We start from the raw sequence: 15,606 nt of genomic DNA, 5'->3' as shown, positions 1-15,606 counted from the left end.
AAGAGGTCTACCCGCGCCCGATCGATCAGGAAAAGGTCGTCCGTGAACAGAAGGCGCTGGATGACTTTATCGCCAGCGGCCCCCGCGTGGACCTCGACGAATGGCTCAAGAAGTGAGCGTGTGTGGCACGCCCCCCATCGCAGTCGCGGCTGGGTGCGGATGAGCGCCGAGACCTGAAAGGTAGCGAGAGCAAGCATGAACTTTCCCGGTAAACGGCCCGTTCGCGTGGGCGACGAGACGACGCATGGCGGCAAGGTGCTTCCGGTATCCCGCCCCTGGCGCATTGATGGGCGCGTGGTGGTCATTGTCGGCGATCAGGTAGCGTGTCCCCACTGTGGCCTTACGCAGATTGTGGAAGGCGACACGACGTACCTCTGGCAGGGGCAGGCCGTGGCGATGCACAGCCATCGAACCAGCTGCGGTGCGCAATTGCTGTCAAGCCTGAATCCTTGAGCGACACGTTCGGTATGGCGATGATGCTGGAGGACAAGCACCGCGCCCCGCACCCCATCGTGGATCGTTACGCGGGACTGGGCGATAAGCTCGCCAGCCTGGGTTTTCAATGCCTCGATCAGGTTTGGCGGGGGCGCTCGGCCAACTATCGGTTTCAATGCCAGCAACGCCACGCGTTCACCAGAAACCTGCAAGGCGTGTTGGTGACGCGGCACCCCAAGTGTCCGGAGTGCGTGGGGCTTGATCACACGGCGAGGCTGCATGCCTTGGCGGGTGACGCTGCGGCCGTATGCCTGGAGGCCGCATGGTTGGGCTACGACGCCATGCATCGCTTTCGTTGCGTTAAGGGTCATGCGTGGACGCGCAAAGGCTGCGTGATCCATGCGAAAACCCTGCGTTGCCCTGCATGCAGCGCGCAAGCCACGCGACGCCGGCAATGGCTGGCCGATGGTTTGCAACGCTTGAAGCGCGCCGCCGCGGCGCGAGGTGGCCAGTGCTTAGCCACCGACTATCAAGGGGCGCGCAATCGCTATCGGTTTCGTTGCGATCAGGGGCATGAGTGGGAAAGCAAGGGCACGACGATCCTGCACCAAGAGGCCTGGTGTCCGTGGTGCTTCTATGCGCGTACGACGCAAAGCAAGCTGTTGTCGGATGGGCTGCCGCGTATTCACGCGGCAGCGCGTGATCGTGGCGGCGAGTGTTTGGATGCTACCTACGCTGGTACCAACGCCACTTACCGCTTTCGCTGCGCCAGCGGGCACGAGTGGTCGGCCAAGGGCGCCAGCATTCTGGTGGGTGGCTGGTGTCGCGCATGCTTTGACAGCAGGCGGCGGCTCGGCATGGAGGTGGCGCACAAGATGGCGGCAGATCGCGGGGGCCGATGCCTCTCCACGGAGTACGTTACCGCGCTGAGCAAGCTGCATTGGCTGTGTCATCGAGGGCATGCCTGGTACGCCCCGATTTCTAGCATCCGGAGAGGGTGTTGGTGCGCTGAATGCGCGCACATGAACAAGTTGTCCAGCCGCACGTCCAAGGCGCGCTTGCGCTATCGGGCCGGCGGAGACAAGGGTGAGCGTGGGGTTTAGTCGGGACGGCCGACTCGGATGCGGCGGGCAAGGTGGTCGTTACGCATGTCGGGCAACTTCTTGCCGCTCGGCAAGCGGTGGTGGCGCCAGTGGCCGCGCGGCGCCCTTTCAATACGGTGGCGAATGGCTCGCGCGCGAGGGCGACGTGATTTTCAGGGCTGCCCGACATGCGCTAGGCGGTCGACATCGCCATCGTGGCGAGGTCATTCCTGTGAGGATCGCGTTGTGCCAAAGGATGTGCGTTTTACGTTTGAACTCGTCCATACGACGAGTGATCGCGCGCCGCGGCTGGCGGATGTGGTCAATTTTACGTTGACGGAAGGCCTTTCCGAGATCTATTGCTTGGACGTGGAGCTGACCAGTCCCGACCCGGCGCTGGACTTCGGTGCGCTCTTGGAAGGAGAAGCGCGCTTTACCATCTGGCAGAACGGCAAGCCCACGCGGCATATCCACGGTGTCATTTCAAGCGCCTCGCAAGGCGCCACCGGCTTTCGCAGAACGCGCTATCGCGTGCGGGTGGAGCCCTTGTTGGCGCGGGCAGCGCTGCGCTCCAACTGGAAAATATTCCAGCAGAAAACCGTGCCCGCCATTGCGATGGAGATACTCAAGCGTTCGGGCGTGGTGGGCGTCGAACAGATTCTGCACCGCGAACATCTTCCTCGAGAATATTGTTGCCAGCCGGGAGAGACAGACCTCGATTTTTTCGAGCGCATCAGCAGCGAAGAAGGCTTCTACTACGCCATCGTCAGCGATGCGAACAGTCACCGCCTTGTGCACTCGGATCACCTCTATGTCCAAGGGGTGACCGAAGGCGGCGCCGTGGCCTACAACGCTACGCCGGGCGGTGATCAGGCGTTGCCGTGCATTACGGGTTTCACTTATACCGAGCAAGTGCGCACCGCGCTGCAGACCCAGCGCGACTACACGTTCAAGAATCCACGCTACAACCAGCAGCACACCTATCGCGCTCCAGGCCTTGCCAACCAGATAACCGAGTACGAGCGCTATGACTATCCCGGTCGTTACAAGCTCGATGAGGCGGGCAAGCTCTTCACCGAGACGCGCCTGCTTTCGTTGCGACGCGATGCCCAGGTGGCGCATATCGTTGGTGATGACGCACGGCTTGCCCCAGGGTTTGCTTTTGACCTCGTCGAGCATCCGCGCGAGGAGTGGAATACGGGTTGGCGCACCGTACGCATGGTGCATCGGGGCAGGCAAAGCACCAGCCAGGAGGAGGAGAGCGCGGATGCCACCCAGGGTACCTTCTACCAGTACGAGGCGGAAATCATTCCCGATCGCGTCGAATGGCGTCCGCCGGTCATACCCAAGCCGCGTATCGACGGACCGCAGATTGCGACGGTCGTCGGCCCGGTGGGGGAGGAGGTGTTCTGTGACGAATTTGGGCGCGTCCGTGTTCAATTCCCCTGGGACCGCGACGGCAAGGAGGACGAGCACAGTTCGTGCCCGGTGCGCGTGTCCCAGAGTTGGGCTGGACAGAACTGGGGCCACATGGCCATTCCGCGTATTGGTCAAGAAGTAGTCGTCAGCTTTCTCGACGGAGACCCGGACCAATTGCTGATCACCGGGCGCACGCACCCGGCTGTCAACCCGCCGCCGTACGAGTTGCCCAAGTTCCATGCGTTAAGCCCCATTCGCAGCCGCGAACTCAAGGGCCAGCGTGCCAACGAGCTACGGCTGGACGATACGTCCAAGCAGATCAGTGCCGCCTTGATGAGCGATCACGGTGCCACCGCGCTCCATCTGGGCTACCTCACGCATCCGCGTCCTCAAGGTGGCGCGCCGCGTGGCGAGGGCTTCGAACTGCGTACCGACGAACGTGGCGCCCTCCGCGCGGCCAAGGGTTTGCTCCTATCCACTGACGGCCAGGCGAACGCCCAAGGCGGTCAGCTCAGTCGCGCCGAGCTGATCCAATGCCTGGAGGCCGCGCTGGATCTGGCCAGGCAGCTCGGCGACTTCGCGGGCCAGCACCAGGGCGTTGCACACGATGCCGCACCGCAAGAACAACTGACGCATGCCGTTCGCGATCTTGGTCACGGCGCCAACGACGAACGCGGCGCCGGCGGCGCTGAGCCGGTGATTGCGCTCAGTAGTCCAGCAGGCATCGCGGCTGGCACGCCCAAATCCATCACGCTGGCAGCGGGTGAGCATGTCGACAGCGTGGCTCAAAAGAACCTGCAGCTCACCGCCGGCCAGGCCATGGCCTTGAATGCGGGCCAGGGCCTGGGCTTGTTCGCGCACGGGGGTGACCTACGGCAGATCGCCCACCAAGGCGATGCGTGGTTGCAGTCCCAGTCGGGGAGCGCGCACATCGAAGCGAAGCAGAGCGTGGAATTATTCGCCACGGAAGACCACATCCTGGCGGTGGCGAAGAAGCACATCACCTTTCTGTGCGATGGAGCGTACATCACGCTCAAGAATGGCGACATTGAAATGGGCTGCCCGGGAACATTTCGCGTCAAGGCGGATACCTATGACATGCAGGGCGCCGCCAGCCAGACGATGGCGTTGCCCGAGTTCGATGTAGGCGATACGCAGCGACACTTTGCGGTGACCATGGCAGACGGTGTCCGGCCCGTGCCCAACCAGCCGTACAGCATCACCATGAACAACGGCGACATCATCAAGGGTGTCACCACGGCAGCGGGCATGACAAAACTGCTGCAGAAAGACGCCATGCATGTGGCCCATATCGACCTGCATGATGTGGACGATGCCACCATGGCACAGGCTGCGTATGGTGATCCAGCTTAATGGACGGCGCAGGTGGGGCCGCCGGCACCGGGGACTGGAGTCACAGCCCCAAGTCGCCCGGCTCCAAAAGAAATGAGTTCCGGGGGCGTAGAAATGCTTCGCCGCGCCGACGGCTCAGCGCATCTTCGCCCTAGCGCCCAGGCGGACGACATCGGCGTGATATTGGTCGAGCCATCCGGATTGCGCGTGGTGATGAGCAGCACCGGTGTGCCGAAATAGAGGATGGAGGGGTGAATGACGCGGCTGGCGGGGGAGCGATACATATCCATGTCGCCAGTGTGGTTGCACGAAACCACGCATGTTTCGTCGTCCGACGAAAGGTTCGCGCGAGTCGCCGCGTTAGACTTCATGCATGAACGACACCCTCGCCGCCAGCCGCTATCAGCTCGCCGAGATCGGTGCATTGCTGGCTGAGCCCGCCCGTGCCGCGATGCTGCTGGCGCTGATCGACGGCACCGCGCGTCCCGCTGGCGAGCTGGCGCGTGCGGCTGGCGTGGGTGCCGCTACCGGCAGTGCGCACCTGAAACGCCTGCTGGAAGGTGGTCTGCTCGCCGTGCATGAACAGGGGCGGCATCGCTATTACCGGCTGGCCAATGACGAGGTAGGCGCGTTGCTTGAGGCGTTGGCGTTGCCGCGCGCACGGCCCGTGTTGCCGCAGCCGGCGGCCGCCGATCGTCCCCTGCGCCTGGCGCGCACCTGCTATCGCCATCTGGCGGGGCGGCTGGGGGTGGGTCTGTGTGATGCACTGCTGGCGCGCGGTTACCTGCAAACCACTGGCGAAGGCTTGCGCCTGCAGCGAGCGGGCGCCGATGCGCTGGTGGAGGCAGGATTGGATGCGGTGCAGATCGACGCCTTGCTGCCCCTGGCGGGGCGCGGATGTCTCGACTGGACCGAGCGGCGCCTGCATCTGGGCGGCCCGCTTGGCGTCTCGCTTACCGACAGCCTGCTCGCCGCCGGCTGGCTGCGTCGACGCACCGACAGCCGCGCGTTGCAACCGAGCGACGAGGGCCTGCGCTGCTTGAACGCGCTCGGTGTGCGTTGGGAGTCGGTCGGGCTGACCGGTTGAGCGCGGCGTCTACCTCCTGGCATTCCGCGCGCCCGGTGCGTGCGGCTTATGGCGTCTTGGGCGCGGGCGAGCGCTCGAAGCTGCCGGCATCGCCGGGGAACACCACCGGGCTTTCGTAGCCATCGGCGGATACGGCAGACACCCCGAAGAACCAGTCATCGATCACCACATCCTTGATCGAGGCCTGGTCCACGTTGCCCACGGCGCGGCTGTACTGCCATTGCGGCGCGGTGGTGTCGCGCCAATGCACCACGTAACCGGCAGCGCCTGGCACCTTCTTCCAGCGCACGGTGGTGTCGGTGGCGAGCGCGCCTTCCGTGCTCACGCCACTGGGCGGCGCGGGCGCGCGGCTGAGCGCGGCCATGGTGACGGTATTGAGCGCGGTGACGCGTGCGAGATAACGGAAGTCCACGCCGTCGATAGTGTCGCCGTAGACGGTGCCGTTCTCGGTGCGCAGATCCTGGTGTTGATGGGTGTAATCCTCGTGGCCTTCGCTCACGCGCACGGCCGGGTAGCCGGCTTCGAGAAACGGCACTTGGTCGCCGCCGCGACTGTAGCGGTCGGTGCGATAGACCATGCGCACGCGCAGATCGGGCAGATACGCGTTCGCGATGCGCTCCATGTAGCGGGCGATGTTGCGCGAAGGCGAATCCACCTCGCCACCGTGATAAGCGCGGTACTTGGCCTGCTCGGGCGTCTCGTTGGTCTTGGTGCCTTCGGAGAAAATGCGCACGGTGGTGTTGTCGCGCACACCGTTCTGGCCACGGCTATTGCCTACGATGTCGTTGTTGAGGTCGGCTTGCACCTGCCAGCCTTGTGCGGTGGCGTAGTCGGCCAGCACCTTGCCGCCATACAGGCCTTGCTCTTCGCCCGAGAGCGCGGCGAACACCAAGGTCGCGTCGTTGTCCTGCTTGGAGAGAATGCGCGCCGCTTCCATCAGCGCGGCAACGCCGGAGGCATCGTCGTTGGCGCCGGGCGCATCGCTGGTGGCGTTCATCACATCGGTGACGCGCGAATCCAGATGCCCGGTCATCACGATCACGCGCTTGGGGTCGCCCTTGCCGCGCTTGATCGCCACCACATCCATCACCTCGGTGGGCTGGGGCATACGCTTGCCGGTGAAGGTCTGTGACGGTGTCACCACATCGATGCAACCGCCACACTGCTTGGCAATGGCTTGGAACTGCGACTTGACCCAGCGCCGCGCGGCGCCGATGCCGCGCGTATCCGATTGCGTATCGGACAGTGTGTGCCGCGTGCCGAAACTCACCAGCTTTTCGATGGTGGCGTGCAGTTCCGCCTCACTCGGTGCAGTGGCCAGTGCCTGCAACGAAGGCTGTTCGCGCGGTACCGCCGGCAGATCGGTGGCCTGGGCGGCAAACGTAGCGGTGATAAGCGCGGCGAGCGCGAGGATTCGGCGGGACACGGGCGGCTTCCGGTGATGGCGAAGCCGCAACCTTACTACGCGCTGACGTGCGCCGGATCAGTCCATCGCCGGGCCGCGCCGCGGCGTGTCAGCCCAGCGTGCGCACGCGGAAATTGCGACCCTTGATGCGCCCGGCACGCAGCCGCTCCAGTGCCTTGTTAGCCAGCGCGCGCTCCACCGCCACATAGGCGCGGGTGGCGAATACATCGATCTTGCCGATGGATTTGCCATCCAGCCCCGCATCGCCGGTGAGCGCGCCGAGGATGTCGCCCGGGCGCAGCTTGTCCTGGCGGCCGGCGTCGATCACCAGCGTTTTCATCGGCGCAAGGTTGAGCTGCTTGCCGCGCGGGGGGGCGAGCTTGAACGGGTACCAGGCCAATGGACGGCCAAGCTGATCCTCGATGTTGAGCGCCTTGGGACGCTCGCGTGGCGTTACCAGGGTGATTGCCAGGCCATCCTCGCCTGCGCGGCCGGTGCGGCCAACGCGGTGCGTGTGCGTGTCCGGATCGTGGGCGATGTCGTAGCTCACCACCAACGGCAGGCCGGCGATATCCAGGCCGCGCGCGGCCACGTCGGTGGCGACCAGGATGGCGCAGCTGCGATTGGCGAACTGCACCAGCACCTCGTCGCGGTCGCGCTGTTCCATGTCGCCGTGCAGGGGCAGGGCGGAGAAGCCTCGCTTATCCAGCTCCGCGGCTACCGCATCCACGTCCTTGCGCATATTGCAGAACACCAGCGCGTGCTGGGCGCGGTCGGCGGAGAGGTGATCCTTGCCCAGCAACTGGGCCAGGGCGTCGAGCTTGTGCGCCGGTTCCACCTCGTGGAAGCGCTGCTCGATGGTGACCTCATCGTGCGGCGTCTCCACCGTCACCTCCACCGGATCGCGCTGCAGGCGCTTGCTCACTTGGCGGATTTCCTCCGCATAGGTGGCCGAGAACAGCAGGGTCTGGTGGTGCTTGGCGATGCGCCCGACGATGTCGTCGATCGCCTCGGAAAAGCCCATGTCGAGCATGCGATCGGCCTCGTCCAACACCAGCACCTTGATACCGCCGCCATGCAGGCTGCCGCGCTTCAAGTGCTCCTGCACGCGGCCCGGCGTGCCGACCACGATGTGCGGATCATGCGTGAGCGAGGCAAGCTGCGGGCCCAGCGGCATGCCGCCGCAGAGCGTAAGCAGCTTTACGTTGGGAATATTGGCGGCGAGCTTGCGGATGGCCTTGCTCACCTGGTCGGCGAGTTCGCGCGTGGGGCACAGCACCAAGGCCTGCAGGCGGATGGTGTCCACATCCAGGCTGTGCAGCACGCTCAGGCCAAACGCGGCGGTCTTGCCGCTACCGGTGCGGGCCTGCGCAATCACGTCGCGCCCTTCGAGCATCGGCGGCAGGCTTTGCGCCTGCACCGGCGTCATCTCGGTATAGCCAAGGACTTCGACGCTGGCGAGCAGCGCGGGCTTCAGGGGGAGGGTACGGAAATCGGTCATGCGCCATGATCGCATCTACCGGAGTTTCCTGCGCGAAAAGTCGTTCAGGTCGCGCCGTAGGCGAGGAAAGCGTGCGTTGCCGCCATGCGCAGCATTGCCGGACTGACATAGCCCCGGTGAACGTGTGCAATAGCCGCCATATAGACGTGGCCGAGCAGATTGGTGCATGCCACGCGCGTCTCCAGGCTTAGCGCCAGCCGCCTGCGGGCGAGAATGCGCACGCTCACGCAGGAGCGAAAACGCAGGTGCTTGTCGTCGGCACCAAGGATCACCTGGGCAAAGGTATTCGCCGCATCGATACTTTGGTCGATGACTGGGAAACGATCCAGGAACGTAGGCCCAGCGAGTGATCCCTGCAGTGATGACACCGGACAACCCAGGGTCGACATACGCAGGCCGAACGGTTTCATCAGGACATTGCGCAGCGCCATCAGTGTCGACACGCCGGCAGGCGGATGGGCGACAAACGCTTCCAGCAGGGTGCCGAGCATCTGGCTGGCGTCTTGGGTGGGTACATCATCCAGCACCAGCACGAAGGCATCCTCATGATGGTAGCCATCGGGCAGTTGTGTATGCAGCAGGGAGTCGGAAGCAGGGGCGGCGAGTTGGATAACCGTGTGTTTGCCGCCACGTTCGGTGGCAAAGCCGCCCGCTTTGCGCCATCGCACGCTGGCGCGACGCGCGGTGCCTGCCAGGCCCCGGAAAGTATGGCAGAAGGCGCTCAGCACCGAGCCGGCTGGCGCGTCGAGCGATAGAGCAATGGTTGGAACGTCCAGACGTTGGCGATCATCGTCTAGCAATGCCTGCGCAGCTGGCGGAAGTAGTTCCGTCAGCGAGGGAATGTTGGCCGCGTTCGTGCGGACTTGCTCGCGTACTGATGCGGGTAGATTGCCGCCCAGTTCGTTGGTATGACAGGAGAGCGCAAACAGCGCCGGGTGCCTGGCTCGTTGCATGGGCGAGACGAACTGATGCCACGTTTCACCGCCAAACCGTACACTGAACAAACAATCGGGCGGTATATCGACGTAGCGCAGCGTACGCAGGAAGCTGCCCGGATCATCATTGATCTCCGCTAGCGTGGCATCGGAGAAGCGTAGCTGCACCCCCGCGCTGCCAGAGATGGCTGTGAACACGCGGTGGCCGGCATGACGATGGAACGGATGCCCCTTGGCGCCCACGACGAAGCTGTAGAGCGAGGTGGGGTCGTCTTGATCGAAGTGCGCGCCCGCCAGCTTCGCCGAGGGCTCCTCCATGGCGTCAATGAAGTTGGCGTGTGCCTGCTGCCGCGCCGCGGCATCCATCACAAGGCGGTCTCCGGCGCCGTGGCCCATCTGTGCGATCAGGGTGACGTCGATGGGCAGGCCGCCCGTGCGGGAGGGCAGCCGGGCACTGGGGAAGCTGGGCACAGCACGAGCAGTGGACGGCATGCGATGGCTCCCTTGAAAATTCATCGGCGTGCGGACGCCGAGGGCGTTTAGGCTTTTCCCTTGCGTGTCGACAATTTGCGTCCCTCGCGCTTCAGCGGGCCGGCAGTGGGACATATCTCGAATGCAAAGCCCGTCAGGGTGTTTACCAGGCTGTCCGAGTTGAGCCGATAGAACACGTACTGCCCCCGACGTTCGCCGCTGACCAGGCCTGCTGCCTCCAGCAGCGAGAGATGCCGGGAAATGGCCGGCGCGGTCATGGCGAACCGACTCGCAATCTCTCCAGCTGTCAGCTCCTGCGATGACAAGTAGGCAAGGATTTCCCTTCGAGGGCGAGAGGCGAGCGCTTCAAAGACTTGGTCGATGGCCATTAATATTTAAGCATTTAAAGTATTAGTTAAATACTTATACCGAAAAAGGGCGCGTGTCAAACGCGCCCTTTTTCCCGTGGGCCGGATGGCCCGGCCCAGATGAGTGATCAGCCTTGCATGTCTTCCAGCTCGATGCCCTTGGTTTCGCGTACCGACTTCATCACAAAGATCAGCGAGATCAGGGCGAACAGCGCATACAAGCCATAGGCGAAGCTCAGGCCCATCTCAGCCAGTGCCGGGAAGCTGCTGGTGATGACGAAGTTGGCCAGCCATTGGGCGGCGGCGGCCACGGCCAGCGCGATGGCGCGGATGCGGTTGGGGAACATCTCGCCCAGCAACACCCACACCATTGGGCCCCAGCTGAGGCCGAAGAACACCACATAGGCGTTGGCGGAAATCAGCGCCACCATGTTCCACGGCGCCGGCAGGCTCAGCGCGGCGCCACTGCCGGTGGCCTGCGAGAAACACCAGGCCATCAAGCCCAGGGTGACGGTCATGCCGGCCGAGCCGATCACCAGCAGCGGCTTGCGGCCGATGCGGTCCACCAGCGCGATGGCGACCAGGGTCACCAGCACGTTCACCACCGAGGTGGCCACGGTGATGGAGAACGAGTCGGCTTCACTGAAGCCCACCGAATGCCACAGCGTGGAGGAGTAGTAGAAGATGACATTGATGCCCACGAACTGCTGGAACACCGATAGCAGAATGCCCACCCACACCACCGGCAGCAGGCCCAGGCGCGGGCCGCGCAGGTCCTTGAGGGTGGGGCGGTATTCCGAATGCAGGCTGTGTTGGATGTCCTTGACCTTGGCGTCGAGTGCCGCATCGTTGTGCATGTCCAGCACACGGCGCAGCACGTCCTTGGCTTCCGACAGGCGGCCCTTGGCCACCAGATGGCGCGGCGATTCGGGCACGCCGAGCACCAGCGAACCGTAGATAAGGGCCGGCACCACGGCGACCAGGAACATCCAGCGCCAGGCGGCCAAGCCCAGCCACAGCGGCTGCGCTGCCCCCCCGGCGGTGCCGGCCAGCCATGCGTCGCTCAACAATGCGGCGAAGATGCCCAGCACGATCGCCAACTGCTGCAGCGAGCCGAGTCGTCCACGCGCGGCGGCGGGCGAGATTTCGGCGATATAAGTCGGTGCGATCACCGAGGCCATGCCCACGCCCACGCCACCGACCAGGCGCCAGAAGATCAGGCTGCCCACGCTTGAAACCAGGCCCGAGCCCAGCGCGCTCAACGCGAGGAACAACGCCGCCACCTGCATGCTGCGCACACGGCCGAAGCGATCGGCCAGCGGGCCGGCATACCACGCGCCGACGGCCGAGCCGAGCAGGGCACAGGACACGGCAAAGCCGATCTGGCCCGCGCCCAGCCCAAAGTTGCCGCGTACGGCATCCACCGCGCCGTTGATCACTGCGGTGTCGAAACCAAACAGGAAACCGCCAAGCGCGGCGGCCGCCGCGATCAGTACCACGCGCGCGGTCGCGCGCTGGCCCAGGTCATCGACGGCGTTGTTCGCCGTCGGTGTGGAATTGAGATTCATTGCCTCTCCCCATTGCATAGTCCGGCGATTCTGCGCTGGCAGTGCCGATCGTTCGAAGTGAATACGTATGCACTAGCGAGGCGGGGATGTCGAGGTTTTCGACGCAGCGAGGGCGTTGGTGCGGTCGCGCACGCCCATCGGAAGCTGCCTGCTTCGATTACACGGGCATTGCGCCATTTGAAAGGGAAAGAAATGATGCAATGCATCACGGGATGGTTCACAAGACTAAGGCTGGACCGCCCGCTCAGCCCAGCCCTCGCTCCGGAGCGAATGTACAGAGCGGTCCAACCGCGCATTAAGTCCTCAACGCTTGGACGCGGGGCGATGTAGCCCCGTCCTTGAGGTGGCGCGTCTCCTAAGCGACACGCTGGCGGAGACGCCCGTCTCTAGCGGCATCACAGGCACTCGCTGCCCAGCCCTGCCGCTGCGGAAAAGCCCTCAGCCTTCCACGCTAATACAAGGGCGAGCCCGGCATGCCGTCATCACCACTGCGTGCGATGGGGCAAAAGCCCCTTCAACTCCGCATCGGTGAGATTGCGCCACTGCCCCGGCTTCAAGTAGCCCAGCTTTACGTTGACGATGCGCACGCGTCGCAGTTGGGTCACACGGTAGCCGAAGGCGGCGGCCATCAGGCGGATCTGCCGGTTAAGGCCCTGCGTGAGAATGATGGCGAAGCCGAACTTGGCGATCTTGCGCACCTTGCACGGCTTGGTCATCTGGCCGTGGATACGCACGCCGCGCGCCATACCCGCGAGAAACTCGTCGGTAACGGGCTTGTTTACGCCCACGAGATATTCCTTCTCGTGGTTGTTCTCCGAGCGCAGGATTTCGTTGACGATATCGCCGTTGCTGGTGAGCAGGATCAGCCCTTCGGAATCCTTGTCCAGGCGACCGATCGGGAACACGCGCTCCTGGTGATCGACGAAATCGACGATGTTGTCCTTCACTGTGGCATCGGTGGTGCAGGTAATGCCCACCGGCTTGTTAAGCGCGATGTAGACCGCCCGCTTGGCGGACGGCGTGGCGGCGAGCACGCGCGCCTTGACGATCTCCCCGTCCACCCGCACTTCGTCGCCCTCCAGCGCCTTGGCGCCGGTGGTGACCACTTCACCGTTAATGGTCACGCGACCGGCCAGCAGCAACTCGTCCGCCTCGCGACGGGAGCAGATACCGGCTTCGCTGATGTATTTGTTGACGCGCATAGCTGAGAGCAGACCTTTCTACAGCGTCATCCCGGCGAATCCCAAGGCAGGGATTCGCCGGAATGACGGCCAGGCATAGTTAAGAGCGCAGGCCCACGCCGCGCTTGAGCAAGTGCAACGCCACGGCGGACAGGCCCACCACGAACGCCAGCATCACCGTGATGGCCACGCCCACGTTCACGTCGCTCACGCCCAGCACGCCGAAGCGGAACGCATTGACCATGTAGAGGATCGGGTTGATCAGCGAGATGCTGCGCCACGGTTCGCTCAACAGATCCACCGAATAGAACACGCCGCCCAGATAGGTAAGCGGGGTGAGCACAAAGGTGGGCACCAGGGCGATGTCGTCGAATTTCTTGGCGAATACCGCATTGACGAAGCCAGCCAGCGAGAACACCGTGGCACCGAGCAGCACCGAGAGGAAGGTGATGAACGGGTGCGCCACGTGCAGGTCGGTAAAGAACAGCGCGATCAGCAGCACCAGGCAGCCCACGATCAGGCCGCGCGCCACGGCACCGACCACGTAGCCCAGCAGCATCACCCAGCTGGGCATGGGCGACACCAGCATTTCTTCCACCGCGCGGCTGAACTTGGCGCCGAAGAACGAGCTGGAGATGTTGCCGTAGCTGTTGGTGATGATGCTCATCATCACCAGGCCGGGCACGATGTATTGCATATAGGTGAAGCCATGCATCGTGCCGATGCGGCTGCCGACCAGCTTGCCGAAGATGACGAAATACAGCGTCATGGTGATGGCGGGCGGAATCAGCGTCTGCGTCCAGATGCGCATGATGCGCACGATTTCGCGTCGGACGATGGTATTGAGGGCGACCAGGTTGGCGGCGCTGTTCATGCGGTTTTCTCCATCTCGGCCTTGTTGGTTCGACCGTTTTCGACCAGGCGCACGAACAGCTCCTCCAGTCGGTTGCTCTTGTTGCGCATCGAGGTGACCGTCATGCCCTGGGCGCTCAAGGCGGCGAACAGGGAGTTGAGGTCGTGCGAGCGGGACATCTCCGCTTCCAGCGTGTGCTCATCGAGGCGGCGCAGGGTGATGCCCGGAATGGCCGGAAGGTCCGTGGGCACCTGCTTGATATCCAGCACGAAGGTTTCCACGTCCAGCGTCGCCAGCAGGCTCTTCATGGAGGTGTTCTCCACGATGGTGCCGCGGTCGATGATGGCGATGTTGCGGCAGAGCTGCTCGGCTTCCTCCAGGTAGTGCGTGGTAAGGATCACCGTGGTGCCCGCGGCATTGATGCCGCTGACGAACTGCCACATGGAGCGACGGATCTCGATATCCACGCCCGCCGTCGGCTCGTCGAGGATGAGCAGCTTGGGCTCGTTCATCATGGCGCGCGCGATCATCAGGCGACGCTTCATGCCGCCGGAGAGCATGCGCGCCTGATGGTGGGCCTTGTCCCACAGGCGCAGTTCCTTGAGGTACTTCTCGGCGCGCTCGATCGCCAGCTTGCGCGGGATGCCGTAGAAGCCGGCCTCGTTCACGCAAATGTCGAACGGCTTCTCGAACTGGTTGAAGTTGATTTCCTGCGGCACCAGGCCGATCAGCTGCATGGCCTTGCCGCGCTGCTTGTTCACCGACACGCCAAACACCTGCGCGTCGCCGCTGCTGGCGTTCACCAGCGAGGAAAGGATACCGATAAGGGTGGATTTGCCGGCGCCGTTGGGGCCGAGCAGGGCGAAGAAATCGCCAGGCTGGACCGTGAGACTGATGCCTTTGAGGGCTTCGACGCCATTGCTATAGGTCTTGCGCAGGTTTTCGACGACCAACGCGGGTGTGGGGGTAGGGGACATGGGCTGCACCGAAGGGGCTAGCCTTTTATTATACGAGGCTTGTCCAGGCCGTCCGGTGCGGACCTGCGTCCTCACTGTTTCCCTGGAAGACCCATGGCAGACCATTTCCCGCTTCGTCTCGTTGATAGCACCATGCTGGCGCCCACCGTGCGCCACATGGCGTTCGAGCGCGCCGACGGCCAGCCGCTGGCCTTTGTGCCCGGCCAGTTCCTGCAAGTCCACTTTCACTACGACGATGGCACCGCCACCAAGCGCAGTTACTCGGTCGGCACCGTGGGCGACGGCAGCTCGCCGGTGCAACGCATTGAAATTGCGGTGAGTTATGTCGAAGGCGGCGCCGCCACCAAGCTGCTTGGCGAGCTGCCGATCGGCGGCGTGATCGACGCCAGTGGGCCGTATGGCCGCTTTTGCCTGCAGGCGGGCGACAGCAATGGCCGTTATTTGCTGCTGGCTACCGGCACTGGCGTCACCCCGTACCGCGCGATGCTTCCGCAGATCGCCGAACTGGTGAAGCAGGGCCGCGAGGTGGTGCTGCTGTACGGTGCCCGCAACGAAACCGAGCTGCTCTATGGCGAGGAGTTCGAGGCGTTCGCCCAGGCCAACCCGGGTTTCCAGTTCTTCGGCTGCCTGAGCCGCCAGCCGCGCGCGGTGCCGCGCCCCAGCGACCGCAGCGGGCATGTGCAGACGGTGCTGGCGGAGTTGGCGCCCAGCGCCGAGCGGGATATCGCCTACCTGTGCGGCAACCCCAACATGGTGGATGCGGCCTTTGCCGCCCTCAAGGAGTTCGGCCTGCCGGTGGCCCATATCCGCCGCGAGAAGTACATCTCCTCGCGCTAAGGCCGGTTCCTGCCTTTCTAAACGCCAACGTAACAAACCGCTCAAGAAGCGTCGTGGCTGGCCGCTATAACGGTCAGCCCGGCGCCGCCCCGCGCCCCTTTCCTGTAGGCCTCCCGCCATAGCGGTTGAAAATG

Annotated in this window: 13 protein-coding genes and 1 pseudogene; 5 read left to right on the top strand and 9 right to left on the bottom strand. The window is 64.0% G+C overall.

Annotated features, from left to right (window positions below):
* Positions 1-195 precede the first annotated feature (195 nt).
* The 3 genes from JHD67_RS11515 (at position 196) to tssI (ending at position 4,310) form a co-directional block, all read left to right on the top strand.
* Positions 196-453, top strand: a complete 258-nt coding sequence (locus JHD67_RS11515; RefSeq protein WP_199099324.1) for a PAAR domain-containing protein — start codon at positions 196-198, stop codon at positions 451-453.
* Entirely contained in the window at positions 450-1,538 is a 1,089-nt protein-coding gene (locus tag JHD67_RS11510) for a hypothetical protein (RefSeq protein WP_199099323.1), read from the top strand. The genes JHD67_RS11515 and JHD67_RS11510 overlap by 4 nt, the downstream gene beginning before the upstream one ends.
* Positions 1,539-1,763: 225 nt before the next feature.
* Positions 1,764-4,310, top strand: coding sequence for a type VI secretion system tip protein VgrG (gene tssI / locus JHD67_RS11505; protein ID WP_199099322.1), 2,547 nt, complete (start codon positions 1,764-1,766; stop codon positions 4,308-4,310).
* Between the two features lie 122 nt (positions 4,311-4,432).
* Here the strand turns inward: tssI and JHD67_RS22345 are convergent.
* A pseudogene (locus tag JHD67_RS22345) lies at positions 4,433-4,579 on the bottom strand (flavin reductase family protein); the annotation flags it as partial.
* Positions 4,580-4,662: 83 nt separating this feature from the next.
* Here JHD67_RS22345 and JHD67_RS11500 point away from each other — a divergent pair.
* Entirely contained in the window at positions 4,663-5,376 is a 714-nt protein-coding gene (locus tag JHD67_RS11500) for a helix-turn-helix transcriptional regulator (protein ID WP_199099321.1), read from the top strand.
* Positions 5,377-5,422: 46 nt separating this feature from the next.
* On the opposite strand, the gene JHD67_RS11495 is transcribed toward JHD67_RS11500, so the two are convergent.
* The 8 genes from JHD67_RS11495 to JHD67_RS11460 all read right to left on the bottom strand — a co-directional run bounded on the left by JHD67_RS11495 (position 5,423) and on the right by JHD67_RS11460 (position 14,635).
* Positions 5,423-6,802 (bottom strand): M20/M25/M40 family metallo-hydrolase, encoded by a 1,380-nt coding sequence (locus tag JHD67_RS11495; RefSeq protein ID WP_199099320.1) that lies wholly within the window; start codon positions 6,800-6,802, stop codon positions 5,423-5,425.
* An 88-nt stretch (positions 6,803-6,890) separates the two neighbouring features.
* Positions 6,891-8,282: an ATP-dependent RNA helicase DbpA gene (dbpA, locus tag JHD67_RS11490; RefSeq protein ID WP_199099319.1), complete on the bottom strand. Its 1,392-nt coding sequence runs from the start codon at positions 8,280-8,282 to the stop codon at positions 6,891-6,893.
* Positions 8,283-8,326: 44 nt separating this feature from the next.
* Positions 8,327-9,709 (bottom strand): DUF2867 domain-containing protein, encoded by a 1,383-nt coding sequence (locus tag JHD67_RS11485; protein WP_199099318.1) that lies wholly within the window; start codon positions 9,707-9,709, stop codon positions 8,327-8,329.
* Between the two features lie 47 nt (positions 9,710-9,756).
* A complete protein-coding gene (locus tag JHD67_RS11480) occupies positions 9,757-10,077 on the bottom strand; it encodes a metalloregulator ArsR/SmtB family transcription factor (RefSeq protein WP_199099317.1) in 321 nt (106 codons plus the stop codon).
* Between the two features lie 107 nt (positions 10,078-10,184).
* A complete protein-coding gene (locus JHD67_RS11475) occupies positions 10,185-11,624 on the bottom strand; it encodes a sugar porter family MFS transporter (RefSeq protein WP_233171820.1) in 1,440 nt (479 codons plus the stop codon).
* 482 nt (positions 11,625-12,106) lie between these two features.
* Positions 12,107-12,826: a 23S rRNA pseudouridine(2604) synthase RluF gene (gene rluF, locus JHD67_RS11470; RefSeq protein ID WP_199099316.1), complete on the bottom strand. Its 720-nt coding sequence runs from the start codon at positions 12,824-12,826 to the stop codon at positions 12,107-12,109.
* 79 nt (positions 12,827-12,905) lie between these two features.
* The gene (locus JHD67_RS11465) at positions 12,906-13,679 is read right to left on the bottom strand and encodes an ABC transporter permease (protein WP_199099315.1); all 774 of its coding nucleotides are present in this window, start codon (positions 13,677-13,679) and stop codon (positions 12,906-12,908) included.
* Positions 13,676-14,635, bottom strand: coding sequence for an ABC transporter ATP-binding protein (locus JHD67_RS11460; RefSeq protein ID WP_199099314.1), 960 nt, complete (start codon positions 14,633-14,635; stop codon positions 13,676-13,678). Before JHD67_RS11460 ends, JHD67_RS11465 begins: the two co-directional genes overlap by 4 nt.
* A gap of 93 nt (positions 14,636-14,728) precedes the next feature.
* Between JHD67_RS11460 and JHD67_RS11455 the strand changes: the two genes are divergently transcribed.
* Positions 14,729-15,472 carry an FAD-binding oxidoreductase gene (locus JHD67_RS11455; protein ID WP_199099313.1) on the top strand — a complete coding sequence of 248 codons (744 nt, stop codon included), beginning with the start codon at positions 14,729-14,731 and terminating at the stop codon, positions 15,470-15,472.
* The last annotated feature ends 134 nt before the right edge of the window (positions 15,473-15,606 follow it).

The organism is Dyella sp. ASV21 (assembly GCF_016428975.1).
Taxonomy (GTDB): Bacteria; Pseudomonadota; Gammaproteobacteria; order Xanthomonadales; family Rhodanobacteraceae; genus Dyella.
Note: the sequence above shows the minus strand (reverse complement) of the source record. Positions and strands in the feature narration are given on the sequence as shown.

Excerpts from the sequence above, each read along its gene's own strand:
- JHD67_RS11500 (WP_199099321.1), top strand. The coding sequence starts at position 4,663 with ATGAACGACACCCTCGCCGCCAGCCGCTATCAGCTCGCCGAGATCGGT.
- JHD67_RS11485 (WP_199099318.1), bottom strand. The coding sequence starts at position 9,709 with ATGCCGTCCACTGCTCGTGCTGTGCCCAGCTTCCCCAGTGCCCGGCTG.
- JHD67_RS11480 (WP_199099317.1), bottom strand. The coding sequence starts at position 10,077 with ATGGCCATCGACCAAGTCTTTGAAGCGCTCGCCTCTCGCCCTCGAAGG.
- JHD67_RS11465 (WP_199099315.1), bottom strand. The coding sequence starts at position 13,679 with ATGAACAGCGCCGCCAACCTGGTCGCCCTCAATACCATCGTCCGACGC.
- dbpA (WP_199099319.1), bottom strand. The coding sequence starts at position 8,282 with ATGACCGATTTCCGTACCCTCCCCCTGAAGCCCGCGCTGCTCGCCAGC.
- JHD67_RS11455 (WP_199099313.1), top strand. The coding sequence starts at position 14,729 with ATGGCAGACCATTTCCCGCTTCGTCTCGTTGATAGCACCATGCTGGCG.
- JHD67_RS11475 (WP_233171820.1), bottom strand. The coding sequence starts at position 11,624 with ATGAATCTCAATTCCACACCGACGGCGAACAACGCCGTCGATGACCTG.
- JHD67_RS11460 (WP_199099314.1), bottom strand. The coding sequence starts at position 14,635 with ATGTCCCCTACCCCCACACCCGCGTTGGTCGTCGAAAACCTGCGCAAG.
- rluF (WP_199099316.1), bottom strand. The coding sequence starts at position 12,826 with ATGCGCGTCAACAAATACATCAGCGAAGCCGGTATCTGCTCCCGTCGC.
- JHD67_RS11515 (WP_199099324.1), top strand. The coding sequence starts at position 196 with ATGAACTTTCCCGGTAAACGGCCCGTTCGCGTGGGCGACGAGACGACG.